This window comes from Dactylosporangium sp. CA-139066, from assembly GCF_050936175.1.
Taxonomy (GTDB): Bacteria; Actinomycetota; Actinomycetes; order Mycobacteriales; family Micromonosporaceae; genus Dactylosporangium.
Window position 1 is genome coordinate 931,829 of the sequence record NZ_JBNJNH010000001.1, and the last position, 26,434, is coordinate 958,262.

General features: G+C 72.3%; 29 protein-coding genes and 1 pseudogene. 21 read left to right on the forward strand and 9 right to left on the reverse strand.

Going from position 1 to position 26,434, the window contains the following annotated elements; genetic code table 11:
- Window positions 1-10: 10 nt before the first annotated feature.
- Entirely contained in the window at window positions 11-673 is a 663-nt protein-coding gene (locus ACQEVU_RS04390; RefSeq protein ID WP_433320876.1) for a hypothetical protein, read from the forward strand.
- A gap of 135 nt (window positions 674-808) precedes the next feature.
- Window positions 809-1,504 (forward strand): PP2C family protein-serine/threonine phosphatase, encoded by a 696-nt coding sequence (locus tag ACQEVU_RS04395; RefSeq protein ID WP_433320879.1) that lies wholly within the window; start codon window positions 809-811, stop codon window positions 1,502-1,504.
- 2 nt (window positions 1,505-1,506) lie between these two features.
- Here the strand turns inward: ACQEVU_RS04395 and ACQEVU_RS04400 are convergent, their stop codons facing one another.
- The 4 genes from ACQEVU_RS04400 to ACQEVU_RS04415 form a co-directional block, all read right to left on the reverse strand.
- Window positions 1,507-1,920, reverse strand: coding sequence for a GntR family transcriptional regulator (locus ACQEVU_RS04400; RefSeq protein WP_433320882.1), 414 nt, complete (start codon window positions 1,918-1,920; stop codon window positions 1,507-1,509).
- Window positions 1,921-2,252: 332 nt separating this feature from the next.
- Window positions 2,253-2,975, reverse strand: a complete 723-nt coding sequence (locus ACQEVU_RS04405; RefSeq protein WP_433320885.1) for a YcnI family protein — start codon at window positions 2,973-2,975, stop codon at window positions 2,253-2,255.
- A 72-nt stretch (window positions 2,976-3,047) separates the two neighbouring features.
- Window positions 3,048-3,524, reverse strand: coding sequence for a vitamin K epoxide reductase family protein (locus tag ACQEVU_RS04410; protein WP_433320888.1), 477 nt, complete (start codon window positions 3,522-3,524; stop codon window positions 3,048-3,050).
- A complete protein-coding gene (locus tag ACQEVU_RS04415) occupies window positions 3,511-4,383 on the reverse strand; it encodes a DUF929 family protein (protein ID WP_433320890.1) in 873 nt (290 codons plus the stop codon). The genes ACQEVU_RS04410 and ACQEVU_RS04415 overlap by 14 nt, the downstream gene beginning before the upstream one ends.
- A gap of 265 nt (window positions 4,384-4,648) precedes the next feature.
- Between ACQEVU_RS04415 and ACQEVU_RS04420 the strand changes: the two genes are divergently transcribed.
- Both ACQEVU_RS04420 and ACQEVU_RS04425 read left to right on the forward strand, forming a co-directional pair.
- Window positions 4,649-5,473: a cyclase family protein gene (locus ACQEVU_RS04420; RefSeq protein WP_433320893.1), complete on the forward strand. Its 825-nt coding sequence runs from the start codon at window positions 4,649-4,651 to the stop codon at window positions 5,471-5,473.
- Between the two features lie 75 nt (window positions 5,474-5,548).
- The gene (locus tag ACQEVU_RS04425) at window positions 5,549-5,773 is read left to right on the forward strand and encodes a CbtB domain-containing protein (protein ID WP_433320896.1); all 225 of its coding nucleotides are present in this window, start codon (window positions 5,549-5,551) and stop codon (window positions 5,771-5,773) included.
- On the opposite strand, the gene ACQEVU_RS04430 is transcribed toward ACQEVU_RS04425, so the two are convergent.
- Window positions 5,767-6,390: a (2Fe-2S)-binding protein gene (locus ACQEVU_RS04430; RefSeq protein ID WP_433320899.1), complete on the reverse strand. Its 624-nt coding sequence runs from the start codon at window positions 6,388-6,390 to the stop codon at window positions 5,767-5,769. The two genes, ACQEVU_RS04425 and ACQEVU_RS04430, sit on opposite strands and share 7 nt — an antisense overlap.
- Before the next feature lie 267 nt (window positions 6,391-6,657).
- On the opposite strand from ACQEVU_RS04430, the gene ACQEVU_RS04435 reads away from it, so the two are divergent.
- The 9 genes and pseudogenes from ACQEVU_RS04435 to ACQEVU_RS04475 all read left to right on the forward strand — a co-directional run.
- A complete protein-coding gene (locus tag ACQEVU_RS04435; protein ID WP_433320902.1) occupies window positions 6,658-7,167 on the forward strand; it encodes a sigma-70 family RNA polymerase sigma factor in 510 nt (169 codons plus the stop codon).
- Window positions 7,164-7,850: an anti-sigma factor family protein gene (locus ACQEVU_RS04440; protein WP_433320905.1), complete on the forward strand. Its 687-nt coding sequence runs from the start codon at window positions 7,164-7,166 to the stop codon at window positions 7,848-7,850. The genes ACQEVU_RS04435 and ACQEVU_RS04440 overlap by 4 nt, the downstream gene beginning before the upstream one ends.
- Before the next feature lie 31 nt (window positions 7,851-7,881).
- Window positions 7,882-8,424 carry a M15 family metallopeptidase gene (locus tag ACQEVU_RS04445; protein ID WP_433334788.1) on the forward strand — a complete coding sequence of 181 codons (543 nt, stop codon included), beginning with the start codon at window positions 7,882-7,884 and terminating at the stop codon, window positions 8,422-8,424.
- Between the two features lie 4 nt (window positions 8,425-8,428).
- Window positions 8,429-8,851 carry a hypothetical protein gene (locus tag ACQEVU_RS04450; protein ID WP_433320907.1) on the forward strand — a complete coding sequence of 141 codons (423 nt, stop codon included), beginning with the start codon at window positions 8,429-8,431 and terminating at the stop codon, window positions 8,849-8,851.
- 60 nt (window positions 8,852-8,911) lie between these two features.
- Window positions 8,912-10,531: an AAA family ATPase gene (locus tag ACQEVU_RS04455; RefSeq protein ID WP_433320910.1), complete on the forward strand. Its 1,620-nt coding sequence runs from the start codon at window positions 8,912-8,914 to the stop codon at window positions 10,529-10,531.
- A 2-nt stretch (window positions 10,532-10,533) separates the two neighbouring features.
- Window positions 10,534-10,974, forward strand: coding sequence for a hypothetical protein (locus ACQEVU_RS04460; protein ID WP_433320913.1), 441 nt, complete (start codon window positions 10,534-10,536; stop codon window positions 10,972-10,974).
- Window positions 10,974-11,177, forward strand: coding sequence for a DUF2997 domain-containing protein (locus tag ACQEVU_RS04465; protein ID WP_433334790.1), 204 nt, complete (start codon window positions 10,974-10,976; stop codon window positions 11,175-11,177). The genes ACQEVU_RS04460 and ACQEVU_RS04465 overlap by 1 nt, the downstream gene beginning before the upstream one ends.
- Complete coding sequence (locus ACQEVU_RS04470) at window positions 11,167-11,817, forward strand: ComEA family DNA-binding protein (protein WP_433320916.1); 651 nt, start codon at window positions 11,167-11,169, stop codon at window positions 11,815-11,817. Before ACQEVU_RS04465 ends, ACQEVU_RS04470 begins: the two co-directional genes overlap by 11 nt.
- Window positions 11,801-12,256: pseudogene (locus ACQEVU_RS04475) on the forward strand (4Fe-4S single cluster domain-containing protein); the annotation flags it as partial. The gene ACQEVU_RS04470 and the pseudogene ACQEVU_RS04475, both read left to right, overlap by 17 nt.
- A gap of 171 nt (window positions 12,257-12,427) precedes the next feature.
- Here ACQEVU_RS04475 and ACQEVU_RS04480 read toward each other — a convergent pair.
- The 4 genes from ACQEVU_RS04480 to ACQEVU_RS04495 are packed head-to-tail and all read right to left on the reverse strand — an operon-like array spanning window position 12,428 to window position 16,223.
- Window positions 12,428-13,024 carry a LutC/YkgG family protein gene (locus ACQEVU_RS04480; protein WP_433320919.1) on the reverse strand — a complete coding sequence of 199 codons (597 nt, stop codon included), beginning with the start codon at window positions 13,022-13,024 and terminating at the stop codon, window positions 12,428-12,430.
- Window positions 13,021-14,454 (reverse strand): LutB/LldF family L-lactate oxidation iron-sulfur protein, encoded by a 1,434-nt coding sequence (locus ACQEVU_RS04485; protein WP_433320922.1) that lies wholly within the window; start codon window positions 14,452-14,454, stop codon window positions 13,021-13,023. The genes ACQEVU_RS04480 and ACQEVU_RS04485 overlap by 4 nt, the downstream gene beginning before the upstream one ends.
- Window positions 14,451-15,176 carry a (Fe-S)-binding protein gene (locus ACQEVU_RS04490; RefSeq protein ID WP_433320925.1) on the reverse strand — a complete coding sequence of 242 codons (726 nt, stop codon included), beginning with the start codon at window positions 15,174-15,176 and terminating at the stop codon, window positions 14,451-14,453. The genes ACQEVU_RS04485 and ACQEVU_RS04490 overlap by 4 nt, the downstream gene beginning before the upstream one ends.
- A gap of 3 nt (window positions 15,177-15,179) precedes the next feature.
- Window positions 15,180-16,223, reverse strand: coding sequence for a LacI family DNA-binding transcriptional regulator (locus tag ACQEVU_RS04495; RefSeq protein WP_433320927.1), 1,044 nt, complete (start codon window positions 16,221-16,223; stop codon window positions 15,180-15,182).
- A gap of 155 nt (window positions 16,224-16,378) precedes the next feature.
- Between ACQEVU_RS04495 and ACQEVU_RS04500 the strand changes: the two genes are divergently transcribed.
- The 8 genes from ACQEVU_RS04500 (at window position 16,379) to ACQEVU_RS04535 (ending at window position 26,304) form a co-directional block, all read left to right on the forward strand.
- A complete protein-coding gene (locus ACQEVU_RS04500; protein ID WP_433320930.1) occupies window positions 16,379-17,866 on the forward strand; it encodes a sugar ABC transporter ATP-binding protein in 1,488 nt (495 codons plus the stop codon).
- Window positions 17,863-18,900, forward strand: a complete 1,038-nt coding sequence (locus ACQEVU_RS04505; RefSeq protein ID WP_433320933.1) for an ABC transporter permease — start codon at window positions 17,863-17,865, stop codon at window positions 18,898-18,900. Before ACQEVU_RS04500 ends, ACQEVU_RS04505 begins: the two co-directional genes overlap by 4 nt.
- Entirely contained in the window at window positions 18,897-19,871 is a 975-nt protein-coding gene (locus tag ACQEVU_RS04510) for an ABC transporter permease (protein ID WP_433320936.1), read from the forward strand. The genes ACQEVU_RS04505 and ACQEVU_RS04510 overlap by 4 nt, the downstream gene beginning before the upstream one ends.
- Window positions 19,872-19,928: 57 nt before the next feature.
- Window positions 19,929-20,987, forward strand: coding sequence for a rhamnose ABC transporter substrate-binding protein (gene rhaS, locus ACQEVU_RS04515; RefSeq protein ID WP_433320939.1), 1,059 nt, complete (start codon window positions 19,929-19,931; stop codon window positions 20,985-20,987).
- 457 nt (window positions 20,988-21,444) lie between these two features.
- Window positions 21,445-21,768, forward strand: a complete 324-nt coding sequence (locus ACQEVU_RS04520) for an L-rhamnose mutarotase (protein ID WP_433320942.1) — start codon at window positions 21,445-21,447, stop codon at window positions 21,766-21,768.
- A complete protein-coding gene (gene rhaI / locus ACQEVU_RS04525; protein WP_433320944.1) occupies window positions 21,765-22,943 on the forward strand; it encodes an L-rhamnose isomerase in 1,179 nt (392 codons plus the stop codon). The genes ACQEVU_RS04520 and rhaI overlap by 4 nt, the downstream gene beginning before the upstream one ends.
- Window positions 22,940-24,937, forward strand: coding sequence for a bifunctional aldolase/short-chain dehydrogenase (locus ACQEVU_RS04530; RefSeq protein WP_433320947.1), 1,998 nt, complete (start codon window positions 22,940-22,942; stop codon window positions 24,935-24,937). The genes rhaI and ACQEVU_RS04530 overlap by 4 nt, the downstream gene beginning before the upstream one ends.
- Window positions 24,934-26,304 (forward strand): rhamnulokinase, encoded by a 1,371-nt coding sequence (locus ACQEVU_RS04535; protein ID WP_433320950.1) that lies wholly within the window; start codon window positions 24,934-24,936, stop codon window positions 26,302-26,304. The genes ACQEVU_RS04530 and ACQEVU_RS04535 overlap by 4 nt, the downstream gene beginning before the upstream one ends.
- Window positions 26,305-26,434: the final 130 nt, after the last annotated feature.

Consider the following 26,434-nt stretch of genomic DNA (forward strand, 5'->3'; position numbering starts at 1 on the left):
TGCTGCGGCGATGGCCGACCATCGAGCGGACCGGTCGACCGGCGGGGTGTCCGCCGGCCCCGTGACGCTGACGTTCGCGGAGCTGGAGTTCGTGCTGCGCTCCGCGGCCGAGCGGGGCGCCGACGTCGGCGGGGTGCGCCGGCGGCTCAACTTCCAGCCCGGCGTCTCCACCGGCATCGTCGTCGCCTCCGGCGTGGCCTCGCTCCTGGCCCGCGACCTGTGCCGGCTCGAGGGCAGCGAGATCGTGCCCGGCGGGTTCGTCGCGGCGGCGATCGACGCGCTCGCCACCCGGCACACGAGCACCGAGGCGGCCGGCTGGATGGAGGAGCGCCCGGTGGTCGTGCACCTGTTCAGCGGGCTGAGCGGCCGGCTCGCGGTCTACCCGGGCTCCTACGGGCTGTTCGCCGCCGAGCTCATCGACGCGGCCGAGCCGCTGTCCGCGCCCGTGCTGCGCTTTCTCGAGCTGTGCACCTCCGGCCCGGGCGCGGCGACGGTGCTGGTCCGCACGCAGCCGGGGGTGAGCGAGGAGGCCGGCGTGGCCGTGGCCCGCAGCGCGGCCGGTGCCTGGTTCATGTCCGACTCGTTGGAACGACCGGACCCGGGCCGCCCGCTCGCCCGGGACGCCGTCGTCGCTCGGCTGTTGCGGCTGCTCGCCCAGCCGGTCGGCGTCTGATGTCGCCCCGGCCGCTGCGGCGGTTCGTGCGATTGCGGGTGGCGGTGCAGGGTGCTTTCGTGATCGTGTTGAGCCCGACGCCGGTTTGGACGGCTTCACGGCGATGGTTTTCTGGTTGACGGCGGTGGAGGACTGATGGCAAACATCCGCTCGGGGGCGGCGACCGACGTCGGCAAGATCAGGCGGCGCAACGAGGACAGCGTCCTGGCCGGCGCGGGTGTCTTCGCGGTCGCCGACGGCATGGGCGGCCACGCCGCCGGCGACGTGGCCAGCCGCATCGCAGTGGAGGCCCTGCAGCGCCTCGACGAGTCCTCGGGCCCGTCCGGCGTCGCCCCGCTCGACGTCCGCGACGCGATCGTGCAGGCCAACGCCGACATCCTCGCCGCGGCCGCCGCCGACCCGGCCGCCCAGGGCGGCATGGGCACCACGGCCGCCGGCCTGTGCCTGGGCATCGTCGACGGCGACGAGTGCTTCGTGGTCTTCAATGTCGGGGACTCCCGGGTGTACCGCTACGCCGCCGACACCCTCGAACAGCTCACGGTCGACCACGTGGCCCCCGAGGCCGTCACCCTGCGCCGGGGCGTCATCACCCGGGCCCTCGGCACCGACCCCGGCCCCCGCCCGGACCTGTGGGTGCGCACCGCCGAGGCGGGCGAGCGATACCTGGTCTGCTCCGACGGCCTCCCGCTGGAGGTCCCCGACGCGGAGATCGCGTCGGTGCTCGCGACCTGCGAGGACCCGTCGCAGGCGGCCGAGGAGCTGGTCCGCCGCGCGGTCCTGGCCGGCGGCCGCGACAACGTGACCGTGGTCGTGGTCGACTACCAGCCGTAGGTTCAGCCGCCGCCGAGGGGCCAGCGCATGGCGGTACCGGCGGCGGGATGCACCTCTTCGTCCTCCCCGATGCGCACGACGAGGACGGGCACCCCGTCGGCCAGCCCGAGCTCGTCCCGCTCCCACGGCGTCGGCATGCGCGCCCGCACCACCGCGTGGGCCGGCACGTCGACGAGGGTCATCGCCTCCGCGTCACTCGGCCGCGGCGGCCCCGGCGCCACCCGCATGGTGTTGTCCCGCCCCAGCACGAGCAGCCCTTCGCGGCGCAGGACCTTGAGTGCCTTGAGCGCGGTGTCCCGCCCGACGCCATGCTGGTGGGCGATCGTGTCGGCGCTGGGCAGCGGGTCGTTGGCGGCGAGCTCGCCGGAGACGATCTGCTGCCGCACCGCGTCAGCCACTTCGTGGTACCGCGCCATTCCATCAATGTAGCCAAGTGGCCACACGGACGCTAGCCCCGTTCGAGCTACGCCCGGATCATTCCAGTTCGGCGCCCTTTCCGCCCACACGCCCGCACTCCCCACGCCCCATCGCACCCACCGGATGCGAATACTCATCGCGCAGGCCCCGAAATTTCGGATAAGGCGGATTTGTCACTTGCCGCACTGAGAGCGAACGCCGACGTGCAGGCGATGGCCGTGCGGACGGCGGAGAAGTGCGCGGGCCGCGGCGAGGAAGCGAAAGGCCGGGCGGCCCTGGGAGGGACGCCCGGCCGAAGCGGTGAAGCTCGGGGAGGGACGAACAGCGGCGGTCAGGCGGCGGGGGTTCCGGCCCGGCGGTAGGCCAGGAAGCCGACGACCAGGCCCGCCAGGCCCAGGACCAGGCCGGCGATGGACAGGCCGATCGCGGTGCCGTTGCCGGAGGAGGAGGAGCTCGACGAGCCGGCCGCGACCGTCGGGGCGGTGGCCGGGGCGCTCGCCGCGGTGTCGGACTTCTTCGTCAGCTTCAGGACCGGGGCCGGGTGCTCGGCCTCCCCGCCGGCCGACGGCTCGTCGATCCAGCGGACGACTTCGCCGCTGGAGTACGTCTGCAGGGCCTTGAAGACGATCTGGTCCGTCTGGGGCAGCGGGCCGAGCGAGACGTCGAACTCCTGGAACTGGTGGGGCTTGATCGCGGCGTTCGGGTCCGTGGCGGTCCACGTGATCTTGGAGACGGCCTCCGTGATCTCGTCGCCCTCGCCGGACTTGATGGGGGTGGCCAGCTTCGTGGTTTCCGTGGCCGCGGTCCAGCCCTGGACCGGTTTCAAGCCGACCGACACGATGGGCTTGTCCGTCGGGATCGCCACCTCCAGCTTCGTGGTGCTGGCGTCGTCGCGCTCCGTCGGGACGCGGAACGTCACCTTCGTGTAGCCGCCCTGCACGGCCGTGTTCGGGTTCACGGTGACGTGGGCGGAGGCCATGGCGGGGAAGACCAGCGCCGCGGTGACGGCCGCGGCGGCGGCTACACCGGCGCGGACCACGTGGGTCAGGCGCATGAGTTCGGGATTCCTTTCCGGGGAAGTGTCGCGCGGTTAGTCGCCACACATCCCCGCAAAGTTCCCGAATTCCTACAGGTCGCTCGGGTCGGCGTACGCGGTGCCGAGGGCCGTCACGGCGAAGAGGGCGACGGCCAGGACGTGGACCGCCGTGCACCACAGGCAGATGGCGCCCAGCGTGAACAGTTCCGAGAAGACCAGGTAGAAGACGAAGATCACGCCGATCGCGGCGAAGGCGAGCCGGCCGTACCGGATGAGCGGGCTCTTGCTGCGCCACAGCGGGGGCAGCGCGGCGACGAGCATCACCACGAAGTACACCAGGCCGAGCACCACCACCGGGATGCCCAGCACCGCCGACTGCTCCGAGGTGGTCACCTTCAGGCAGTTCAGGGCGCCGGTCTCGGGGCAGGCGAGCGTGGAGGAGGACGTGAAGTGCTCGATCGTGAGGTACACCGAAACCGCCAGGCCGGCGACCGCCAGCACCAGCGACGCCAGCGGCACCCAGGGCTGGACCAGGCTCCGGTCGAGCTCGACTTCACTGGCTGACATTGGCGTACTCCCCCTGGAAGGCCTTCACGGCGGCGCTGGAACACACTTCGGCCGGCTGCGCGCCGGTGATCTTGCAGATCAGCGCCGTGAGCGCGTTGGCGTTGCCGTTGATGGCGCGGCCGAGCTGGCTGTTGGGGTCCTTGATCGCGGCGACGACCTCGGCGTGGGTGTGCGCCGCGAGCAGCTCGGGGCTGTAGGTGGCGCCGGCGAGCACCGCCTTGTTGGCGAAGTCCATGAACGGGATCGAGCCGGCCGAGTCCTTGGAGACGTACGGCGGGGCGTTGTACTTCTGCACCACCTGCGCCTGCGCGTCGGTGAGCTTGTCCAGCGGCTCGTACTGGCCGTTCTTGCGGACGTTCGTGGTCGTCTCGACGCCCTGGAAGGCGATGTACTGGCTGCTGTACGTCGTGCCGTGGAACGACAGCGTCGGCGTGTTCGGATACGCGTCGTCGGCCGCGGACGTCGTCAGCCCGAGGTTGGTGAAGGTGCCGAACCGCGAGAGCGCGATGACCACGGGCCAGCGCTGGGCGGCGCAGAACGGGCAGTACTCGGCGCCGACGTACAGGATCAGCGGCTTGCCGGCGTCGGTGAGCGGGGGCTGGCCGGTGATCGCCGTCGGCAGCACCTGCGCGCCGCCCTTGCCCACGGTGTCCAGCGTGGCCGCCGGCACCGTCGTGACGCCCTGGATGATCTCCGCCGCGGCCGCACCGGTGGGCAGCGCGCTGGGCGCCTCACCGCCGCCGCTGCCGAGCTTGACCACGATCATCACGGCGAAGACCAGGAGCACCGCGCCGATGGCGGAGTACGCGACGCGCATGCGCCCGCGCCGGGCCGTCGCCCGCTCCCGGATCAGTTTCATCCTTCGCGCGTATTCACGCGAATCGCGCTGCCGTTTGGACACGCGGCCACCCTTCGGGTCGGACGGTTTTCGCCGGTACCCCATTTGTCGCGCTGGACGCACACGAGGTTCCCGGATCTCAGAAAAGATCACCCGCCGATGTCAGATGGTAGGTGATGCGCGGCGCGCCGGAGTCGGGGCGAAGGTCCCGGACCTGTGCGGGCGTTGGGCCTAGAGTCGGCGGGAACATCGTCGTGCACGGATGCAAAGGGGCGATTCGGAGAACATGCAGAGACGACACCTGCTCGCGGCCGCCGGCGGAGCGGTCGCCGGCGCCGCCGGGCTCGCCGGGCCGGCCGTGGCCGCCCCCAGCGGCGGCGACGCGCTGCGGCCCGGCAAGACCCGCCTGATCAGCCTTTCCCACGTCAACGACCCGGCCAAGACCAACATCTATCCCGGCGACCCCGAGTTCACGCTCGAGACCATCGCCACCATCGAGAACGAGGGGTACTACCTGCAGTACGTCCGGGAGGGCGAGGCGACCGGCACGCACTGGGGCGCGCCGGGGCACTTCAACGCCGGCGAGCCGCTGGCCGACGAGCTCGACCCGAACGACCTCTTCCTGCCCGCGGTGAAGATCGACGTGCGGGACAAGTGCGCGCGCAACGCCGACTACGCCCTCACGGTCGACGACGTGAAGCAGTGGGAGCGCCGGCACGGCCGCATCCCCGACGAGTCCATGATCATCATGTGGACCGGCTGGGAGTACAAGTGGGGGACCCCGGCCTTCCCGAACTTCGACGCCGACGGGGTGCTGCACCAGCCGGGCTTCGCGCCCGAGACGGTGCAGTGGTTCATCGACACCGGCCGGATCGGCCGCAACGGCGGTACCGGCATCGACACGTTCGGGCCCGACCTCGGCACGGACCCCGAGTTCCTGGCGTCGCTGCTGGTGTACCAGCGGCACCGGATCAGCCTCGAGATCCTCGCCGGGCTGGCCCAGATGCCCACGACCGGCGCCTCGGTGCTGTGCGGCGGCTTCATCAACGCCAAGGGGTCGGGATCGACGGCCCTGATTTACGGCGTGATCCCGCCGGGTGTACATGCGTGAATGAGTCCGGGCCGGTGCCCGCGGGGCGCCGGCCCGATTGACGTAAGGAGTGGGGGGCTCCTACTGTCATGACGCATGAGCACCATTTCCGGCGCCGAGACGCCCCAGACGACCACCACCCCGCTGGTCCTGCCGATCTCCCGATCGCTGTTCTGGCTCGGCGGCACGGCCCTGCTGGCCGTGTTGCTCTACTACTTCATCGGCATCGACCAGGGCGCCGTCTCGATCTTCGGCAGCGACGCCCACGTGCACGAGTTCGTCCACGACGGCCGGCACTTCCTGGGATTCCCCTGTCACTGACCGAGCACGCAGTCGCCGCAGGTGCCGCCGCCGGGAATCCGGTAGTAGAGGCAGCAGTTGCGGCGGCGCAGCGACCGGCGCCCGACCACGGCCATTCCGGCCAGCGGCGGGCGCCGCACCAGTTCGGCCACCGCTGACCAGGCGCCCTCCGGCAGCTGGCCGGCCGCGCCGCCGAGCGCCGAAGCGACGTTGCCCCAGAGCACCTGCGGCGAGAGCCGGAAGCGGGCCCGGAACACCTCCAGCAGCGGCGCCACCAGCCCGAGCACGGCCACGTCGAACAGGTCCGCGGCCGGGCGCCGGTCCACCGGCGACACGGCCATCGGCAGCGGGCCGCCCGGCACCGGCTTCCACCACAGGTCGCCCGGCCCGGCCGCCCGCACCGAACCGGCCAGCGACTCGGCCAGCGGCGGCGAGAGCAGCCGCGACGCGTAGCCGAGAAACAGTACGGACGCCACGACCCGCTCCGGCACCGCGGCCTCGTCGAGCCCGAACATCGCCACGAGCCCCTGCCGCGACACCGCGACCCGCTCCGCCGCCACCTCCGGCTCGAGCAGCTGCGCGAACGGCCGCCAGCCGGCCCCGGCCTCGTACGGTTCCCAGACGAAGTACGGGTTCACGCACCGCAGCTTAGGCCCTGTCCTGCCGATCATGCCGGCCTGCGCCGGGCCCAGATTCCGCCTGCGCGCACCCCGCGAAAGTCCGGTTACAACACCGGTAGCCTGACTTCCGCGGGGCACACGCAGGCGAAATCTGGACCTCGTCTCGGCACGACATGATCGACAGGACAGGGCCTAGAGGGTCGCTGTGAAACGGGCAGAGTGGTTGAACCCTGAACGGTCTCATGGTGTAAACCCGGGGTGGGAGGCCGTCGAGAGGGGCAGTGCGTGACGCGCGACGAGGAGCTCATGACCGCGCTGTACACCGAGCATTACGGTGTGCTGCTCGCGTTCGTCTCGCGGTACGAGCGGGACCGCCACCGCGCCGAGGACCTCGTGCAGGACACGCTCCTGCGCGCGTGGCGGCACATCGAGCGCATCGACGTGACCCGGGACACGACCCGGGCGTACCTGCTCACCATCGCCCGCAACGTCGTCAGCAACGCCTGGCGGGCCGAGCAGCGCCGGCCCAAGCTGGTCTCCGACCCCGACGCGGTGGCGGCCGTCGCCGACCCGGACAACGTCGACGAGCTCGTCGAGGGCTGGCTCATCCGGGCCGCGCTCGACCGGCTGTCGGCCGAGCACCGGGAGGTCATCCGGGCCGTCTACTACGACGGGCGAACGGTCGCCGACACCGCGCGCCGGCTTTCGGTACCGGAGGGTACCGTCAAGTCGCGCGCCTACTACGCGGTGCGCGCACTGCGTTCGGTGTTCGAGGAGATGGGAGTCTTACGGTGACCGCCGGGCACGACGCGGTTCGCCGGCTGCTCGGGGCATACGTTCTGGGCGGGCTCGACGACGCCGACCAGTCCACCGTCGACGCGCACCTGAGCCGGTGCGCCGAGTGCCGCGCCGAGGCCGGGCGCCTCGCCGCCGTACCGGAGCTGCTGCAGCGCCTGCCGTCCGGGCCCGCCGCCGCGCTGCCGCTCGAGCCGCCCTCGCGCGCCGGCCTCGACGCGTTCCTGCGCCGGGCCCGCCCGCGCCGGCTGCCGGTCGTCGCGCTGGCCGCCGTGTGCGTCGCGCTGGTGATCCTGGCCGGCGCGCTCGCGCTGCGCCCGGGCCGCCCGGCCGGGCCGGCCCAGCCGCAGGCCCAGGCATCGGCGTCGGCGACCGCGCCGGCCGGGACGGTCGTGCAGTTCGTGGCCGCGGAGGGCAGCCCGCTGTCGGGCCGGGCCACGCTGACCCCGCGGCAGTGGGGCGTCTCGGTGGCGCTGGAGCTGGCCGGCCTGCCCGGCGAGGGCCCGTTCGTGATGCGGGTGCTGGGCCGCGGCGGCCAGGCCGAGCAGGCCGCCTGCTGGGGCCGCACCACCACCGCCCAGGCCCGGGTGACCGGCGCGAGCTCGATCCAGCTGGCCAACGTCGACTCGATCCAGGTCGCCGACTACGCCGGCAACGTGCTCGGATCCGCACATATCGGATAAGTCCGAAAGCTAAGGTTGCGGCGTGGACCCCATGGGCGTCGCCGCCATCGCCAGCCGGATGACCGAGATCCGCGGCCAGCTCGCGGCCTTCCGCCCGCCCGCGACCTCCGCGACGGCCGGCACCGCGTTCGCGCAGGCGCTCGGCACCGCGCAGGCGCTCGGCACCGCACAGACGGCCCAGGGCGCGCCCGACCTGAAGCAGTACGGCAACGGCCGGATTCCCGAGAGCGCGCTGCAACGGGTGGGCAACACCGGCCACCGGCTGGCGGCGCCGGCCGCGACGTCGCTGGAGGCGCTGATGCGCGCCGCCCGCGAGCAGGGCGTGACGATCGGCATCACCGACTCCTACCGCTCCTACGCCGAGCAGGTCGACCTGGCCAAGCGCAAGGGCCTCTACTCGCAGGGCGGCCTCGCGGCCAGGCCCGGCACGAGCGACCACGGCTGGGGCCTCGCCGTCGACCTCGACCTCGACGACAAGGCCCAGGCGTGGATGCGCGCCAACGCCGCCCGCTTCGGCTTCCGGGAGACGACGCCCCGCGAGCCCTGGCACTGGGCGTACCGCCCGACACAATGAGGGGGTGACCGCGCTCTTCGTGACCGTCCATCTCGCCCTGGCCGCCGCATGGTCGGGCGCGATGGGCTACAGCCTGCTGGTGGTCCAGCCCAAGGCGGAGCGCTTCTTCAAGGACCGCGGCGACGAGCAGTACGAGGACTTCCTGCTCGTCATGGCCCACGGCAACCGGTGGAAGGTCGTGCCGCTGATCGGCGCGCTGCTGCTCACCGGGGCGCTGGCCCGGATGTGGTACCTCCTGCCGCCCTACATCGTCGCCGCGACCGTCTTCGCCGAGGTGTCGTGGAGGCACTGGCCGGCCCGCGTCTTCGCGCTGCCGGCCGAGCGGCCCGCGCTTCGGCGGGGCCTGCGCCGGCGGGCGTGGACGATGACCGTGCTCGTCGGTGGCGCATTTCTGACAGGGCTGGCGGCAACCAGCGGACTCATCTGATCTCCGGGCCGCCGTTAGGGTCTTGGCGAGGCCCGCCGCCGGTAAGGAGAGGACATCGCAGTGACCGGTTTCCGCCACGCCCTGGCGCAGCTGTTGAAGGCCAGGTTCCCGGTCCTGTACGTGGAATCCTACGAGGAGGCCCGGGTGCTCTCGGAGCTCGCCGCGGTCGCCTCCGACGCGGCGATGGTGCGCACGCCGCGGCCGGTGTGGACGTGGTCGGCCACGACCGGGCTGCTGCAGCCGGACGGGGTCCCCCAGCAGTACACCACCGAGCCCGACAACGCCCTGGACACCGTGCTGCGCATCCAGCAGCCGGGCCTGTTCGTCTTCCGGGACCTGCACAACTCCCTCGGCGGGGACGTGCCCGTGCTGCCCACCGTGGTGCGCCGGCTGCGCGACATCGCCGCCGCGTTCAAGGCCGGCGCCGCGCCGCGCACCCTCGTCATCGTCGCGCCCGTGCTGCGCATCCCGCCGGACCTCGAGAAGGACGTGACGATCGTCGACTTCCCGCTGCCGGGCGAGGCGGAGATCCGCAACGTGCTGGAGTCGATGATCGCCGGCAACGCCGCCGGCGGGCGGATCCGCATCGAGCTCGACCCGGTCGGCCGCGAGAAGTTCGCCAAGGCCGCGGCCGGGCTCACGCTCAGCGAGGCGGAGAACGCGTTCGCCCGGGCGATGGTCAACGACGGCGTGCTCGACCTGCACGACCTCAGCCTCGTGCACGAGGAGAAGCGGCAGTCGGTGCGCAAGTCGGGCGTGCTCGAGTACGTCGAGTCCAACGTGAGCCTCGACCAGGTCGGCGGCCTGGAGAACCTCAAGCGGTGGCTCGCCAAGCGGGACAACTCGTGGCTGGCCGCGGCCGCCGAGTACGGGCTGCCGGCGCCCAAGGGCGTGCTCATCACCGGCGTGCCCGGCTGCGGCAAGTCGCTGACCGCCAAGGCCGTCGCCGCGGCGTGGCGGCTGCCCCTGCTGCGCCTGGACATCGGGCGCGTCTTCTCCGGGCTGATCGGCTCCAGCGAGCAGAACATGCGCGCCGCGCTGCGCACCGCCGAGGCCAACGCCCCGTGCGTGCTGTGGGTCGACGAGATCGAGAAGGGCTTCTCCAGCTCGGGGAGCCTCGACGGGGGTACCACGAACCGGGTCTTCGGCACCTTCCTGACCTGGATGCAGGAGAAGACCGGCGCGGTGTTCGTCATCGCCACCGCCAACGACATCGAGCGCCTGCCGCCCGAGCTGCTGCGCAAGGGCCGCTTCGATGAGATCTTCTTCGTCGACCTGCCCAGCCGCGCCGAGCGGGCCTCGATCTGGGGCGTGCACGTGCGGCGGCGGCTCGAGCGGCCCGCCGTACAGGGCCAGCTCCAGGTCGACGAGCCCCTCCTGCGCGAGCTGTGCACCATGTCCGAGGGCTACTCCGGCGCCGAGATCGAGCAGGCGGTCGTGGCCGCGCTGTTCGACGCGTTCTCCGAGCGCCGCCCGCTGCGCCGCGAGGACCTGCTGCGCGCGGTCGCCGCGATGGTCCCGCTGAGCGTCACGCAGGCCGAGAAGCTCGAGGCCGTCCGCGACTGGGCCCGGACCCGCGCGGTCGCCGCGACCGCCGCCGAGGACTGGGACGCCGGCGAGGACCCCCCGACGGCGCCGATGCCGGTGATCGGCTCCCACGGCCGTACGATCGAGGTCTGACGATGAGCGTCTCGCTGCTGCTGATACCCCTGGCCATCGCCGCCGCGGCGGCCCACGCGGGCCTGAGCAAGGACAAGGACACCACGGTGTGCCAGGTACAGACCCGGATGCGCGACGCCGGTCTGCTCACCGCCGCCCTGAGCGAGTCCCGCGCCGTGGTCACGCGCGAGGGCGCCGATCTCGTCGCGGACTGGGCGGGCGTGCAGGCCCGCTTCAGCCGCGACGAGCAGCAGATCTGGACCGCGCACTTCACCGGCGACGTGGACGAGGCACGGGCGGTGGACATCGTCCGCGCCGTCGACGCCGCCTACGGCCGCCAGGTCCAGCGGGCCGTCCTGGCCCGGCTGACCGAGCGCGCGCCGGCCGCCGGCCTGCGCCTGGAGTCCCGGTCGGTCACCCCCGACCAGGCCGTCCGCCTCGTCTTCGCCGTGGAGCGTTCGTGATGAAGCGTCTCGTGGTCACCGTCGCCGCCGACGGCACCGTTTCCGCACAGACCGAGGGCATCACCGGCTCGAAGTGCCTCCACTACGTGGCCGTGCTCGAGGACCTGCTCGCGGCCCAGACCGTCCACAGCGAGTACACCGCCGACTACACCGCCGTCGCCGGCACCGTCACGACCAGGCAGGAGCAGCACGATGGCGCCTGACGAGCCGAGCTTCGGCTGGAAGCTGCTCAACAGCTGGTGGGTGCTCATCACGGTGTTCGGCGTGGGCTGCCTGAGCGGCGCCGGTTTCCTCTACGTCGGCCTCCGCGCGAAGCGTCCGGCCTGGTGGATTCCGGGCATCGTCTACTTCGTCCTGACCTGGGCCGGCGTCTACGGCATCGCCCACTACCCCCACGGCTCGACCGGCCTGGAAACGGTCGGCATGGCCTACTACGGCGTGTGGTTCGCCAGCATCGTCCACGCGCTGATCATCAACCCGGCCTGGCTGCGCTGGCTGGCCGCCAGCCGTCCCCGGCGGGCGCCCGTCGCGCTCGCCCCGCCGCCGGTCTTCCAGCAGCCGCCGGTCTTCCAGGCGCAGGCTGGGCCGCCGCCGGTCGTTGCGCAGGCGATCGATGTCAACCTGGCCAGTGCCGAGCAGCTGGCCGTGCATCTCGATCCGGCGCGGGCCCAGCGGGTCGTCGCCGACCGTGAGAGCCGCGGCGGGTTCCAGAGCGTGGAGGAGTTCGCCGCGGCGGCCGGGCTGATGCCGCACGAGTTCGCGCGGCTGCGGCCGCTGCTGACCTGCACGCCGCGGCCGCGAGCGCCCCAGGACGGCGGGGGCGGCCGTGTTCTCGACTTCTGACCCGCAGACCCTGCGGCTCGGGCGGTTCGTCGAGCGGACCGTCGCCGAGGGGCCGGGGGAGCGGACCGCGATCTGGGTGCAGGGGTGTTCGATCCGCTGCGCGGGCTGCTTCAACCCGCACCTGTGGGCGTTCCGCGGCGGCCGGGTCGTGCCGACCGCCGAGGTGATCGCGCGCGTCCTCGCCGCCGGCACCGAGGGGCTGACGCTGCTCGGCGGCGAGCCGTTCGACCACGCGGCGCCGCTGGCCGCGGTCGCCCGGGCCGCGGGCGAGGCCGGTATGTCGGTGATGACCTTCTCCGGGTACACCACGGCGCAGCTCAACCGGGCCGTGCACGACGGGCGGGCCGACGTCGCCGCGCTGCTGGACGCGACCGACCTGCTCATCGCCGGGCCGTACGTGGCCGGGCTCGTCGACCGCGACCGGCCCTGGGTCGGCTCGACCAACCAGGAGTTCGTCCAGCGCGGCGAGCGCTTCCCCGGGCTGCTCGCCGCGGCCGCGCGCACCCCGGACCGGCTCGAGGTCACCGTCGGCGCGGACGGTGTGCTGTCGGTCAACGGCTGGGCCGACGACGAGACCCTGGACGCGCTGCTGCACGACCTGGGCCGGCGCCTACCGGACCAGCAGCACCACGAGCGTGCGGGGGCCGTGCACGCCCTCGACCCGGTCGAGCTCGATGTCGCTGGTGGCCGAGGGGCCGCTGACGAGCGTGAGCGGGCGGGTCGGCTCGAGCCGGGCGAGCAGCTCGGGCACGCCCGGCACGACCTGGTCGGCGCGCACCACGCAGTAGTGCCGGTCGGGCACTAGCGTGATCGCCCGGCGGCCCTGGCCGGGGGAGCCGTCCAGGGCGATCGTGCCGGTCTCGGCCACCGCGGCGGCGCAGCACGTCACCACGCCGGCGAAGGCGTCCAGGGCGTGGGCGTCGAGCGTGCCGTCGTCCACGGTCGCGCCGGGCACGGCGAACGGCAGCCCGGGCGGCACGATGAGCGGCCCGACCCCGTCGAGCACCTTCGCCAGGTCCGCCTCCAGGCCGCCGGCGGTGGTGTGCACGACGGTCGCCTTGTAGTCCTCGAGCCGGTCGGTCAGCCGGTCCAGGTCGCCCGCGGCCGCCGGGTCGGCGCGGCGGTAGTCCCGTGGGACCTCGGGCACCCGGGGTGCGGAGCCCAGGGCGGAGCGGATGCGGGCAAGGACGTCGTCACGGGCGCTCATGTGCGGTTTCGCCACCAATCGCGGAACGTCTGGGCCGGCGGGCGGGGCAGGTCGCGGCTGGCCGTCCAGCCGCGCAGCAGCCGGGTGCGGCGGCTCACCAGCCGGCCGAGGCCCAGCAGCCGCTCGCCGCCGCGGAACCGGCCGGGGCGCGACATGACCCACGACATGGCGGCCATCGAGATCGCCTCGGGCGACGGGCCCTTGTGCTCCTCGACGTGCTTGGCCCGCAGGTGTACGAGAAGCGTGGGGATGTCGATGCGCACCGGGCACGCGTCGAAGCACGCGCCGCACAGGCTGGAGGCGTAGGGGAGCGAGGCGTTGTCCTCCACGCCGGTCAGCTGCGGGCTGAGCACCGCGCCGATCGGGCCCGGGTACACGGACCCGTAGGCGTGCCCGCCCGTGCGCTCGTACACCGGGCACACGTTGAGGCACGCGCTGCACCGGATGCAGTGCAGCGCCGAGCGGCCGGCCTCGTCGGCGAGGACGGCGGTGCGGCCGTTGTCGAGCAGGACGAGGTGCAAGTCCTGCGGCCCGTCGCCGGGCGTGACGCCGGTCCACAGCGACGTGTACGGGTTCATCCGCTCGCCGGTCGAGGAGCGCGGCAGCAGCTGCAGGAACACCTCCAGGTCGGTCCACTCCGGCACGACCTTCTCGATGCCCATGACCGTGATGAGCGTCCGCGGCAGGGTCAGGCACATCCGCCCGTTGCCCTCGGACTCGACCACCGCGAGGGTGCCGGTCTCGGCCACCGCGAAGTTGGCGCCGGAGACGGCCACCTTCGTCGACAGGAACTTGCGCCGCAGGTGGGCCCGGGCCGCCATGGCCAGCTGGCGGGGTTCGTCGGTGAGGTCCGGCGGCGCGTCCGGCATGGAGCGCAGGAAGATGTCGCGGATCTCGGTGCGGTTGCGGTGGATCGCCGGCACCAGGATGTGCGACGGCTTGTCGTGGCCGAGCTGGACGATGAGCTCGGCGAGGTCGGTCTCCCAGGCGGCGATGCCCTCGGCCTCGAGCGCCTCGTTGAGCCCGATCTCCTGGGTGGCCATCGACTTGACCTTGACCACCTCGTCGGCGCCGGCCGCGCGGACGAGGTCCGCGACGATCCGGTTGGCCTCGTTGGCATCGCGCGCCCAGTGCACGGTGCCGCCGCGGGCCGTGACCTGCTCCTCGAGCTGGACGAGCAGCTCGGGCAGGCGGGCCATGGTCGAGGCCTTGAGCGCCTCGCCGGCGCGGCGCAGCTGCTCCCAGTCGGGGACCTCGCCGACGACCGCGGCCCGCTTGGCCCGGATCGTGCGGGTGGCGTGGCCCAGGTTGCGCCGCAGCTGCTCGTCGGCCAGGGCGGTGCGGGCCGCCTTGGGGAAGCTCTCGTCGCCGCGCAGCTGCCCGACCCCGCGCGGGGCCACCGCCGGCATTCCCAGGAAGGTGCTGGTCATTGTGCCGCCAAAATCTGCGCCAGGTGTACGGGCTTCGTGTCCACCGACAGCCGCGACAGCCCGCCGCCGATGTGCATCAGGCACGACGAGTCGCCGGCGCAGACCGCGTCGGCCGACGTCGACAGCACGTTGCGCAGCTTGTCGGCGAGCATCGCGGCCGACGTGTCGGCGTTCTTGAGCGCGAACGTGCCGCCGAAGCCGCAGCACTGCTCGGCGTCGGGCAGCTCGACCAGGTCGATGCCGCGCACCGCGCGCAGCAGCTGCAGCGGTCGCTCGCCGACGCGCAGCATGCGCAGCGAGTGACAGGTGGGGTGGTAGGTGACGCGGTGCGGGTAGTGCGCGCCGACGTCGGTCACGCCGAGCACGCCGACCAGGAACTCCGACAGCTCGTAGGTGCGCGCGGCGACCTCGCCGGCCCGCGCCGCGAGCTGGGCCTTGCCGGCGCGCTCGGCGACGGCAGCGTGCTGGTGGCGCACCGAGCCGACGCAGGAGCCCGACGGCGCGACGATGGCCTCGAACGGCTCGAACGTGCGCATGTGGTGCTCGACGAGTTTCAGGGCCTGTCTCTGGTACCCCGTGTTGACGTGCATCTGCCCGCAACAGGTCTGGGCCTCGGGGAACACCACCTCGTGCCCCAGCCGCTCCAACAGGGTCACGGTCGCCTTGCCGACGTCGGGGAACATCGCGTCGGCCAGGCACGTGACGAACAGCGCGACGCGCATCGGTCACCGCCCTTTCCGCCCGGCGGCCCGCCGGCCGCGGGGGCGGCCGCTGGACTCGCGGACGATCAGCTCGGGTTGGAAGACGACGTGCCGATGTTCGTGCCGGCCGTCGTCCTCGATCTCTTCGAGCAGCAGGGCTGCCGCCGTGCGGCCAAGCTGTTCGCGGGGTTGACGAACGGAGGATAACGGTACGGCGGCCGCCGCCGCGAACTCGATGTCGTCATATCCCACGATCGCCACATCCTGTGGTACCCGCACGCCACGCAGTGTCATCTCCTGCAGTACACCCAATGCCAGCAGGTCGTTGGCGCAGAACACGGCGGTCGGCCGCTCCTCGGGCGGTGCTGCGGCGATCTGCGTGGCGGCGGCCCGCCCGGAGGCGACGGTCAGGTTGGGCGTCGGCACCGCCGACAGCTCGGCCCGCCCCTCGACCGCGCCGGCGATCCCGGCGTGCCGGTCGTGGACCTGGGCGATCGACATCGGCCCGCCGACGAACGCGATGTGCCGGTGCCCCTGCTCGACGAGGTGCTCCCCGGCGAGCCGCCCGCCGAGCACGTCGTCGACGGCGACCGAGCAGCGGCTGTGCCGGCCCGAGCCGCGGTCGACCAGCACCACCGGCGTGCCGCGCTGGATGAGCTGCTCCAGCCGGGAGTTGGGACCCTCGTCGACCGGCGTGATGAGCACCCCGCGCACCCGCTGCTCCTCGAGCAGTTCGAGGTGGCGGTGCTCGCGGCCGGCGTCCTCGCCGCTGTTGCACACCACGACCATCACGCCGTGGTCCTCGGCGGCGGCCTCTGCGCCCCGGACCACGTCGGTGAAGAAGGGGTTGGTGACGTCGAGGACGACCAGCGCGATCTGCCGGCTCTGCCCGGCCCGCAGCTGCCGCGCCGAGTCGTTGCGCACGTAGCCGAGCTCGGCGATCGCGTCGAGAACGCGCTGGCGGGTGCTGGTGGCGACGAGCTCGGGGCGGTTGAGGACGTTGCTCACGGTACCGATGGACACGCCGGCCCGTCGTGCAACTTCCTTGATGCCGGTGGTCGTAGACATCGATCTCCTGAAACGTGACAAGCCTGAAGGCGCGGCGCCGCGCCGCAACCGGTGTATCAAATCGGTAACGCGATTGAAACCCTTGACGCACTCTCGCCTTTCCTTCTACCGTCACTCTAACCGCGCCATGAAACGTTTCACAAGGAGGGTCGCGCGTGCTCGTTCTGGAGGGCGTCAGCAAGTCGTTCGGTGCCGTCGCCGCGCTGCGCGACGTGCGCCTGGAGCTGCGCGCCGGCGAGGCGCACGCCCTCGTGGGCGAGAACGGCGCCGGCAAGTCCACGCTGGTGAAGATCCTGGCCGGGGCGCACACGCCGGACGCCGGCACGATCACGATGGACGGCGAGCCGCTGGCGCTGCACAACCCCGCCGCCGCCCGCGCGGCCGGCATCGCGGTCATCTACCAGGAGCCGACGCTCTTCCCGGACCTGTCGGTGGCCGAGAACATCTTCATGGGCCGCCAGCCGCTCAAGGGCATGCGCCGCATCGACGCCACCGAGATGCACCGCCGCGCCGCGGAGCTCTTCGACCGCCTCGGCGTGCCGCTCGACCCCGACCGGCCGGCCCGCGGCCTGTCCATCGCCGACCAGCAGCTCGTCGAGATCGCCAAGGCGCTGTCGTTCGACGCCCGGGTGCTCGTCATGGACGAGCCGACCGCGGCGCTGTCCGGCGTCGAGGTCGAGCGGCTGTTCGCCGTCGCCCGCTCGCTGCGCGACGCCGGGGCCGCGGTGCTGTTCATCTCCCACCGCTTCGACGAGGTCTTCGCGCTGTGCGAGCGCATCACCGTGATGCGCGACGGGCAGTGGGTCTCCACCGACGCCGCCGCCGACGTCACCGTCGCCGACGTCGTGCGCCGCATGGTCGGGCGCGAGGTCTCGACCCTCTTCCCCAAAGAGGAGGCGGCGATCGGCCAGGCGCGCCTGGAGGTGCGCGGCCTGACCCGCGAGGGCTTCTTCCACGACGTCAGCTTCACCGTCCACAGTGGAGAGATTGTGGCCCTGGCCGGGCTCGTCGGCGCCGGGCGCTCGGAGGTCATCCGGGCCGTGTTCGGCGTCGACCGGTACGACTCGGGCGAGGTCCTGGTCGACGGCCGGCCGCTGCGGCGCGCCAGCGCATCGGCGGCGATCGGCGCCGGCCTCGCGCTCGTGCCCGAGGACCGCCGCCAGCAGGGCCTGGTGATGGAGCTGTCGGTCGAGCGCAACGCGACCCTGCCGCGGCGCTGGTCGCTGGCGAGCCTGGGCCTGCTGTTCGGCGCGGCCGAGCGCCGCTCCGCCCGCGAGTGGGCCCAGCGGCTGCAGGTCAAGGCGGCCCGCCTCGGCGACTCCGTCTCCACGCTGTCCGGCGGCAACCAGCAGAAGGTCGTGCTGGCCAAGTGGCTGGCCACCGCGCCGCGGGTGCTCATCGTCGACGAGCCGACCCGCGGCATCGACGTCGGCACCAAGGCCGAGGTGCACCGGCTGCTGAGCTCGCTGGCCGGCGAGGGCGTCGCGGTGCTCATGGTCTCCAGCGAGCTGCCCGAGGTGCTCGGCATGGCCGACCGGGTGCTCGTCATGCACGAAGGGCGGCTCGCCGCCGACATCCCCCGCACCCGAGCCGACGAGGAGTCCGTGATGCTGGCCGCGACCGGGCAGGGGCCTGCCCGATGACGACGACCACCGCGCCGCCGGCCCCGGCCGAGCCCAAGCAGAGCGCCGGCACGCGGCTGACCCACCGCGTCTTCCTCGTCCGCGAGCTCGGCATCGTCGCCGCGCTCGTGCTGCTCATCGGGGCGACGGCGATCTCCAACCCGCGGTTCCTGTCGGCCCAGAGCGTCAAGGACCTGCTGCTCGGCGCGACGATCCTCGCGATCCTGGCCACCGGCCAGGCGATCGTCGTCATCACGCGCAACGTCGACCTGTCGGTCGGCTCGGTGCTCGGCCTGTCGGCGTTCGCGACCGGCACGCTGTTCCTGGACCACCCCGGCATCCCGATCCCGGTGGTGCTGGTGGCGGGCGCGGCGCTCGGCGCGGTGTGCGGCGCGGTCAACGGCGCCCTCATCGCCGCCGCCCGGGTGCCGGCGCTCGTCGTCACGCTCGGCACGCTGTACGTCTTCCGGGGCATCGACTACCAGTGGGCCACCGGCAAGCAGATCAACGCCGCCGACATCCCGGTGTCGTTCCTGCACATGGGGACCGGCACGATTCTGGGTGTACCGCTGCTGACGCTCTTCGCCCTGGCCGTGGTGCTGTGCGCGGGCTTCTACCTGCGCTCGTACCGCAGCGGCCGCGAGCTCTACGCCATCGGCTCCGACCCGGCCGCCGCCCGGCTGTCCGGCATCGCGGTCGGCCGCCGGGTCTTCTTCGCCTTCGTCGTCTGCGGCGCGCTGGCCGGGCTGGCCGGCGTGCTCTACGTCGCCCGCTTCGGCACGCTGGACGCCAACGCCGGGCTCGGCTCCGAGCTCAACGTCGTCGCCTCGGTCGTGGTCGGCGGGGTGGCCATCTTCGGCGGCAGCGGCTCGGTGTACGGCGCGGCGCTGGGCGCGATGCTGCTGACCACGATCGGCAGCGCGCTGCCGGTGCTCGGCGTCACCCCGTTCTGGCAGCGCGCCGCCGTGGGCGCGCTCATCCTGGCGGCGATCGGGCTGGACCGCGCGCTGTCGGTGCGACTCACCAAGAGCCTGCAACGAGGGGTACACCAGTGAACATCCTGCGCAAACTGGGCTCCTGGGACGTCGTCGTCCTCGTCGCCCTCGCCCTGGTCGTCATCGTCGGCTCGGCGAGCATCGACGGCGTCGGCAGCCCCCGGTTCTGGCGCTTCGTGACGCTCGAGGTCATCCCGATCGCCATCGTGGCGCTGCCGCTGACCCTGGTCGTCATCACCGGCGAGATCGACCTGTCCGTCGCCAGCGTCATGGGCCTGACGTGCTCGGTCATGGGCTCCCTGTGGATGCACGGGGTGACCTCGCTGCCGCTGCTGATCGTGCTGTGCCTGGCCCTCGGCGCCGTGCTGGGCGCGGTGAACGGCCTGTTCGTCACCGTCTTCGGCCTGCCGTCGCTCGCCGTCACGATCGGGACCCTGGCGCTGTACCGCGGCCTGGCCTACGTCGTGCTCGGCGACAAGGCGGTGGCGGACTACCCGGTCTCGTGGACCAGCAACGCCATCAAGCCGATCTCCGGCCTGACCATCCCGTGGTTCATCATCGTCGTCGCCGTGCTCGCGGTGCTCTTCGCCGTGGTCCTGCACGCCACCCCGATCGGCCGCGGCCTGTACGCCATGGGCAACAACGCCGAGGCCGCCCGCTTCGCCGGCGTTGCCGTGAGCGCCACCAAGTTCTGGCTGTTCGTCGTCACCGGCGTGATGTCCTCGCTCGCCGGCGTGTTCTGGACGTTCCGCTTCGCCAGCGCCCGCGCGGACAACGCCAACGGCCTGGAGCTGGCGGTCGTCGCGGCCGTGCTCCTCGGCGGCGTCTCGATCTTCGGCGGCCGCGGCGGCCTGCTCGGCGTCGTCGGCGCGGTCGTGCTGCTCAGCACGCTGCGCAACGCGCTGCAGCTGGCCTCGGTGCCGCCGAACACCCTCACCATCGTCACCGGAACGCTGCTCATCGCCTCGGTCGTCGGACCGAACGTCGTCGGCATGGCGCGCGAACGTCTGCGCCGCCGGCGGCCCGCTTAACCGCTCATCCCCAACACCCTCGCTCCTTGTGCACCCCACTGAAAGGATTCAACCGAGATGAGAGCCAAGGTTCTCGCGGCCGCGGTCGCCACCGTGCTCGCGTTCGGCATGGCGGCCTGCGCCGACGACTCCGGTTCCACCTCCACCGACGCCACGGGCGGTGCCGCCGGCGGCGGCAGCGGCACCATCAAGAGCGGCCTGAAGGTCGCCTTCCTGCCCAAGCAGGTCAACAACCCGTACTTCGACACCTCCGACAACAAGGGCGGCAAGCTCGCCGTCGAGGAGTTCAAGGGCACGTACAGCGAGACCGGCCCCTCCGAGGCGAGCCCGTCGGCGCAGGTCAGCTACATCAACACGCTGTCGCAGCAGGGCGCGAACGTCATCGCCGTGTCCGCCAACGACAAGGACGCCATCTGCGGCGCGCTCAACGAGGCCCGCCAGGCCGGCGCCAAGGTCGTCACCTACGACTCCGACACCAAGCCCGAGTGCCGCGACCTGTTCATCAACCAGGCCACCTCGGAGGGCATCGCGAAAATCCAGGTCAAGCTCATTTCGGACGCGATCGGCCCCGACGGCGGCGAGATCGCGATCCTCTCGGCCACGGCGAACGCGACGAACCAGAACGCCTGGATCGAGCAGATGAAGACGGAGCTGGCGAAGCCGGACTACAGCAAGCTGAAGCTCGTCGACACCGTCTACGGCGACGACGACGACCAGAAGTCGTTCCAGGAGGCGCAGGGCCTGATGGCCAAGCACCCCAACCTGAAGGGCATCATCTCGCCGACCACGGTCGGCATCGCGGCGGCCGGCCGCTACCTGTCCGGCTCGTCCTACAAGGGCAAGGTCCAGCTCACGGGCCTGGGCACGCCGAACCAGATGAAGGCGTACGTCAAGGACGGCACCGTCAAGGCCTTCGCCCTCTGGAACCCGGCCGACCTGGGCTACCTGGCCGCCTACGCGGGCGCCGCGCTCGCCTCGGGCCTGATCAAGGGCAAGGAGGGCGACAAGTTCACGGCCGGCAAGCTGGGCGAGTTCACGGTCGGCAAGGACGGCACGATCCTGCTCGGCGACCCGTACACCTTCAAGGCCGACAACATCGATCAGTTCAACTTCTAGCCGTCTTCTACGACGACGTCTTCTCGTCGTCTTGCGGCGGTGCTCTCCGGCGGGTCCGGCGCTCCACGCCGGACCCGCCAGGCGGCTCCGGCGCGCCGGGCGGCGCGGTGTTGCTGGGCGGCTCCGGCCGCCGGGCAGCGCGGGTTGCCGGGTGGCTCTGGCCGCCGGGTGGCGCGGGTTGCCGGGTGGTTCTGGCCGCTGGGCGGCGCGGGTTGCTGGTGGCGCGGGTTGCCGGGTGGCTCTGGCCGCTGGGCGGCGCGGGTTGCTGGTGGCGCGGGTTGCCGGGTGGCTCTGGCCGCTGGGCGGCGCGGGTTGCCGGGTGGCTCCGGCCGCCGGGTGGCGCGGTGACCGCGAAGACGTCGGGCGGACGGGCCTCGGGAAGCCGGGCCCGAACCCCGAAAAGTCGGGCGCTGGCGCGCCACGACTTTTCGGACATATCGCGATAAGGAGGTATGACGTGCGCCGAGTCGTGTTCACGCTGCAGGTCAAGCCGGAGCGGCTGGACGAGTATCGGCGCCGTCATGCGCAGGTCTGGCCGGAGATGCTCGTCGCCCTGCGCGACGCCGGCTGGCACGAGTACCAACTCTTCCTTCGCGACGACGGCCTGCTCGTCGGCACCCTCCTCTGCGAGGACCTCGCCGCCGCGCAGGACGCCATGGACGCCACCGAGGTGTCGGCGCGCTGGGAGGCGCAGATGGCGGAGTTCTTCACCCACGGGCGGCATCTGGCCGTCCTCGACGAGGTGTTCAACCTGGAGCACCAGCTTGGAGCATTGCAATGACTGAGCTCGCCCCGGAGACGCGGGCGCGTGTCGCGGCGCGGCTGCGCGACCAGCGGATCGAGACGGCGTCCTGGGCGTACGGCAACTCGGGCACGCGGTTCAAGGTGTTCGCGCAGGAGGGCGTGCCGCGCGATCCGTACGAGAAGCTCGCCGACGCCGCCGTCGTCCACCGCTACACCGGCGTGGCACCGACCGTGGCCCTGCACATCCCGTGGGACCTCGTCGAGGACTACACCGACCTGGCCCGCCACGCCACCGAGCTGGGCGTGCAGGTCGGCACCATCAACTCCAACGTGTTCCAGGACAACGACTACAAGCTCGGCAGCGTCACCAACCCCGACGCCGGCGTGCGGCGCAAGGCGATCGGGCACCTGCTGGAGTGCGTCGACGTCATGGACCGCACCGGGTCACGCGACCTCAAGCTGTGGTTCTCCGACGGCACCAACTACCCCGGCCAGGACGACGTGCGCACCCGCCAGGACCGCCTGGCCGCGGCCCTCGCGGAGGTGTACGACCGGCTGGCCGGCGAGCAGCGGATGCTCCTGGAGTACAAACTCTTCGAGCCGGCGTTCTACATGACCGACGTGCCGGACTGGGGTACCGCATACGCGCACTGCATCGCGCTCGGCGAGCGCGCGCAGGTGGTCATCGACACCGGCCACCACGCGCCCGGCACCAACATCGAGTTCATCGTCGCGGTGCTGCTGCGGGCCGGCAGGCTCGGCGGCTTCGACTTCAACTCGCGCTTCTACGCCGACGACGACCTCATGGTCGGCGCCGCCGATCCGTTCCAGCTCTTCCGCATCATGCACGAGATCGTGCTCGCCGATGCACTGTCGACGCGCGGCATCGCGTTCATGTTGGACCAGTGCCACAACATCGAGCCCAAGATCCAGGCGGTGATCCGGTCCGTGCTCAACGTGCAGGAGGCGACGGCGAAGGCGCTGCTCGTCGACCACGCCGCGCTCAAGGCCGCGCAGGACGCCGGCGACGTGCTCGGCGCCAACGAGGTCCTCATGGACGCGTACAACTCCGACGTGCGGCCGCTGCTGCGCTCGGTGCGCGAGGACATGGGCCTGGACCCGGACCCGATCGGGGCGTACAAGCGGTCGGGGTACCTCGAGAAGATCGTCGCCGAGCGCGTCGGCGGCACGCAGGCGGGGTGGGGCGCGTGACCGCGGAGCTCGTCGCGCGCTCGAACCGGCTCGGTTCGGACCCGCGCAACACCAACTACGCCGGCGGCAACACCTCGGCCAAGGGCACCGACGTCGACCCGGTGACCGGCGACCCGGTCGACCTCGTCTGGGTCAAGGGCTCGGGCGGCGACCTCGGCACGCTCACGCCGGCGGGCCTCGCGGTGCTGCGGCTGGACCGGCTGCGCTCGCTCACCAAGGTGTACCCCGGGGTCGACCGCGAGGACGAGATGGTCGCCGCGTTCGACTACTGCCTGCACGGCCGCGGCGGGGCGGCGCCCTCGATCGACACCGCCATGCACGGGCTCGTCGAGGCCGCTCACGTCGACCACCTGCACCCCGACGCCGGGATCGCCCTCGCCACCGCGGCCGACGGCCCGGCCCTGACCAAGGAGTGCTTCGGCGACCGGGTGCTGTGGGTGCCCTGGCGCCGCCCCGGCTTCCAGCTCGGCCTGGACATCGCCGCCGTACAGCGGGAGAACCCCCAGGCCATCGGCGTCATCCTGGGCGGCCACGGCATCACCGCCTGGGGCTCGACGTCCGACGAGTGCGAGGCGAACTCGCTGGAGATCATCAACACTGCAACCGCCTTTCTCGCGGGGCGTGGCCGTCCGGACCCGTTCGGGCCGTCGCTGCATGAACCGCTTGCGGACCGCCGGGAGCGCGCGGCCGCACTGATGCCGTTGTTGCGTGGGCTGGCGTCCACTGATCGCGGACAAGTCGGACATTTCCGCGATGATGATGTGGTACTCGACTTTGTCGGATCGACGCAGATGCCTCGGCTGGCCGCTCTCGGCACGTCGTGCCCGGATCATTTCCTGCGGACCAAGGTGCGTCCCATGGTACTGGACCCGGGCGGCGGGACGGAGGAACGCATCCGTGAGTTGCACGCACAGTATCGGGCTGATTACGCGGCCTACTACGAGCGGCACGCGACCGCGGACTCGCCCCCGATGCGCGGCGCCGACCCGGCGATCGTGCTCGTGCCGGGCGTCGGCATGTTCTCGTTCGGCGCCAACAAGCAGACCGCCCGGGTCGCGGGGGAGTTCTACGTCAACGCGATCAACGTGATGCGTGGCGCCGAGTCGGTGTCGACCTACGCGCCGATCGACGAGGCGGAGAAGTTCCGCATCGAGTACTGGGCACTGGAGGAGGCCAAGCTCCGGCGCATGCCCCGGCCCAAGCCCCTTGCGACGCGGATCGCGCTGGTCACCGGCGGCGGGTCGGGCATCGGGCGGGCCATCGCGCACCGGCTGGCGGCCGAGGGCGCGTGCGTCGTCGTGGCCGACCGCGACCCGGACGCCGCCGCGCGCGTGGCCGGCGAGATCGGCGGGGCCGACGTGGCGGTACCGGTGACGGTCGACGTCACCGACGAGGACGCCGTGAAGGCCGCGATCGACGCCGCCGCGCTCGCGTTCGGCGGGGTCGACCTCGTCGTGAACAACGCCGGCCTGTCGGTGTCGAAGCCGCTGCTGGACACGACGGTCGCCGACTGGGACCTCCAGCACGACGTCATGGCCCGCGGTTCGTTCCTGGTCGCCCGCGAGGCGGCCCGGGTCATGATCCGTCAGGGGATGGGGGGCGACATCGTGTACATCGCGAGCAAGAACTCGGTGTTCGCCGGCCCGAACAACGTGGCGTACGGTGCCACGAAGGCCGACCAGGCCCACCAGGTGCGGCTGCTCGCCGCCGAGCTGGGCGAGCACGGCATCCGCGTCAACGGCGTCAACCCCGACGGCGTGGTCCGCGGCTCCGGCATCTTCGCGTCGGGCTGGGGCGCCCAGCGCGCCGCCGTCTACGGCGTGCCGGAGTCCGAGCTCGGCGCGTTCTACGCCCAGCGCACCCTGCTCAAACGGGAGGTACTGCCGGAGCACGTCGCCAACGCGGTGTTCGCCATCACCGGCGGCGACCTGTCGCACACCACCGGCCTGCACATCCCGGTCGACGCCGGCGTCGCGGCGGCGTTCCTGCGATGAGGATCGCGGCCGTCGACCTGGGCGCCTCCAGCGGAAGGGTGATCGTCGCCGACGTCTCGTCCGGCGCGATCGCCTTCTCCGAGGTGGCTCGCTTCGCCAACGAGCCCGTCCGCATCGGCGGCACGCTGCACTGGGACATTTTGGCGCTGTACCGCGGGGTGCTGGACGGCCTCGCGGCGGCCGGCCCCGTCGACTCGGTCGGCATCGACTCGTGGGCCGTCGACTACGGCCTGCTCGACGCGGACGGGGCGCTGCTCGGCAACCCGGTGCACTACCGCGACTCGCGCACCGACGGCGTCGCCGCCCGCTTCTGCGGATACTCCGTGTACGAGGCCTCCGGCATCGCGCTGCAACCCTTCAACACCGTGTTCCAGCTGATCGCGGCGGCGGGCACGGCACAGCTCGCCGCCGCCCGGACGCTCCTGCTGATTCCCGATTTGATGTCGTACTGGCTGACGGGCATCGCCGGGACGGAGGTCACGAACGCCTCGACCACCGGCCTGCTCGCGGCCGGCGGCACGCACTGGTCCCCGGACATGCTGGCGCTGGCCGGCGTGCCGGAGTCGCTCTTCCCGCCCCTGCGCGCCCCCGGCTCCCCGGTCGGCGTGATCTCCCCGTCGGTGGGCGTGGCCGCCGGCACGCCGGTCACCGTCGTCGCCTCCCACGACACCGCCTCCGCGGTCGCCGGCGTCCCCGGCGAGGGGAACTTCGCCTACATCTCGTGCGGCACCTGGTCCCTGGTCGGCGTCGAGCTCTCCGCGCCGGTGGTGTCGACCGCGTCGTACGAGGCCGGGTTCACCAACGAGATCGGCGTCGACGGCACGGTGCGGTACCTGCGCAACGTCATGGGTCTGTGGCTGCTGCAGGAGTGCCAGCGCGAGTGGGGCCTGCCGCTCGAGTCGCTCCTGGCCGGGGCCGCCGCGGCGCCGCCCGGCCGCAGCGTCGTCGACGCGACCGACCCCGCGTTCCTGCCGCCGGGCGACATGCCCAAGCGGATCGCCGCGGCGTGCGCGGCTGCCGGCCAGCCGGTTCCCTCCACGCCCGCCGAGATGACGCGGTGCATCCTGGATTCCCTGGCGCTGGCGTACCGCCGGGCCGTCGACGACGCACGCCGCCTCGCCGGGGTCGACGTCGACGTCGTGCACATGGTCGGCGGCGGCGTGCAGAACCAGCTGTTGTGCCAGCTCACCGCGGACGCCTGCGGCCTGCCGGTCCTGGCCGGCCCGGTCGAGGCCGGCGCGCTGGGCAATGTGCTGGTCCAGGCGCGAGCGCTGGGCGTCGTCGCCCCCGACCTGACATCGATGCGCGCCCTGCTGCGCGACACGCAGCCGCTGACCCGCTACGAGCCGCGCGCCTTTTTGTCGTAACCGTGGGGTACCGTATCCCCCATGGTTAGAACTGATGTTCTAGATCATGTTCTCTGCGTCGGCTCTGTGGGGGACTTTCGCGATGTCGTGCACGTCGATCACATATTTCTCGGCCCCGTCGAAGAGCTCT

Excerpts from the sequence above, each read along its gene's own strand:
- ACQEVU_RS04390 (WP_433320876.1), top strand. The coding sequence starts at position 11 with ATGGCCGACCATCGAGCGGACCGGTCGACCGGCGGGGTGTCCGCCGGC.
- ACQEVU_RS04395 (WP_433320879.1), top strand. The coding sequence starts at position 809 with ATGGCAAACATCCGCTCGGGGGCGGCGACCGACGTCGGCAAGATCAGG.
- ACQEVU_RS04400 (WP_433320882.1), bottom strand. The coding sequence starts at position 1,920 with ATGGCGCGGTACCACGAAGTGGCTGACGCGGTGCGGCAGCAGATCGTC.
- ACQEVU_RS04405 (WP_433320885.1), bottom strand. The coding sequence starts at position 2,975 with ATGCGCCTGACCCACGTGGTCCGCGCCGGTGTAGCCGCCGCCGCGGCC.
- ACQEVU_RS04410 (WP_433320888.1), bottom strand. The coding sequence starts at position 3,524 with ATGTCAGCCAGTGAAGTCGAGCTCGACCGGAGCCTGGTCCAGCCCTGG.
- ACQEVU_RS04415 (WP_433320890.1), bottom strand. The coding sequence starts at position 4,383 with ATGAAACTGATCCGGGAGCGGGCGACGGCCCGGCGCGGGCGCATGCGC.
- ACQEVU_RS04420 (WP_433320893.1), top strand. The coding sequence starts at position 4,649 with ATGCAGAGACGACACCTGCTCGCGGCCGCCGGCGGAGCGGTCGCCGGC.
- ACQEVU_RS04425 (WP_433320896.1), top strand. The coding sequence starts at position 5,549 with ATGAGCACCATTTCCGGCGCCGAGACGCCCCAGACGACCACCACCCCG.
- ACQEVU_RS04445 (WP_433334788.1), top strand. The coding sequence starts at position 7,882 with ATGGGCGTCGCCGCCATCGCCAGCCGGATGACCGAGATCCGCGGCCAG.
- ACQEVU_RS04460 (WP_433320913.1), top strand. The coding sequence starts at position 10,534 with ATGAGCGTCTCGCTGCTGCTGATACCCCTGGCCATCGCCGCCGCGGCG.
- ACQEVU_RS04465 (WP_433334790.1), top strand. The coding sequence starts at position 10,974 with ATGAAGCGTCTCGTGGTCACCGTCGCCGCCGACGGCACCGTTTCCGCA.
- ACQEVU_RS04470 (WP_433320916.1), top strand. The coding sequence starts at position 11,167 with ATGGCGCCTGACGAGCCGAGCTTCGGCTGGAAGCTGCTCAACAGCTGG.
- ACQEVU_RS04480 (WP_433320919.1), bottom strand. The coding sequence starts at position 13,024 with ATGAGCGCCCGTGACGACGTCCTTGCCCGCATCCGCTCCGCCCTGGGC.
- ACQEVU_RS04485 (WP_433320922.1), bottom strand. The coding sequence starts at position 14,454 with ATGACCAGCACCTTCCTGGGAATGCCGGCGGTGGCCCCGCGCGGGGTC.
- ACQEVU_RS04490 (WP_433320925.1), bottom strand. The coding sequence starts at position 15,176 with ATGCGCGTCGCGCTGTTCGTCACGTGCCTGGCCGACGCGATGTTCCCC.
- ACQEVU_RS04495 (WP_433320927.1), bottom strand. The coding sequence starts at position 16,223 with ATGTCTACGACCACCGGCATCAAGGAAGTTGCACGACGGGCCGGCGTG.
- ACQEVU_RS04505 (WP_433320933.1), top strand. The coding sequence starts at position 17,863 with ATGACGACGACCACCGCGCCGCCGGCCCCGGCCGAGCCCAAGCAGAGC.
- rhaS (WP_433320939.1), top strand. The coding sequence starts at position 19,929 with ATGAGAGCCAAGGTTCTCGCGGCCGCGGTCGCCACCGTGCTCGCGTTC.
- rhaI (WP_433320944.1), top strand. The coding sequence starts at position 21,765 with ATGACTGAGCTCGCCCCGGAGACGCGGGCGCGTGTCGCGGCGCGGCTG.
- ACQEVU_RS04535 (WP_433320950.1), top strand. The coding sequence starts at position 24,934 with ATGAGGATCGCGGCCGTCGACCTGGGCGCCTCCAGCGGAAGGGTGATC.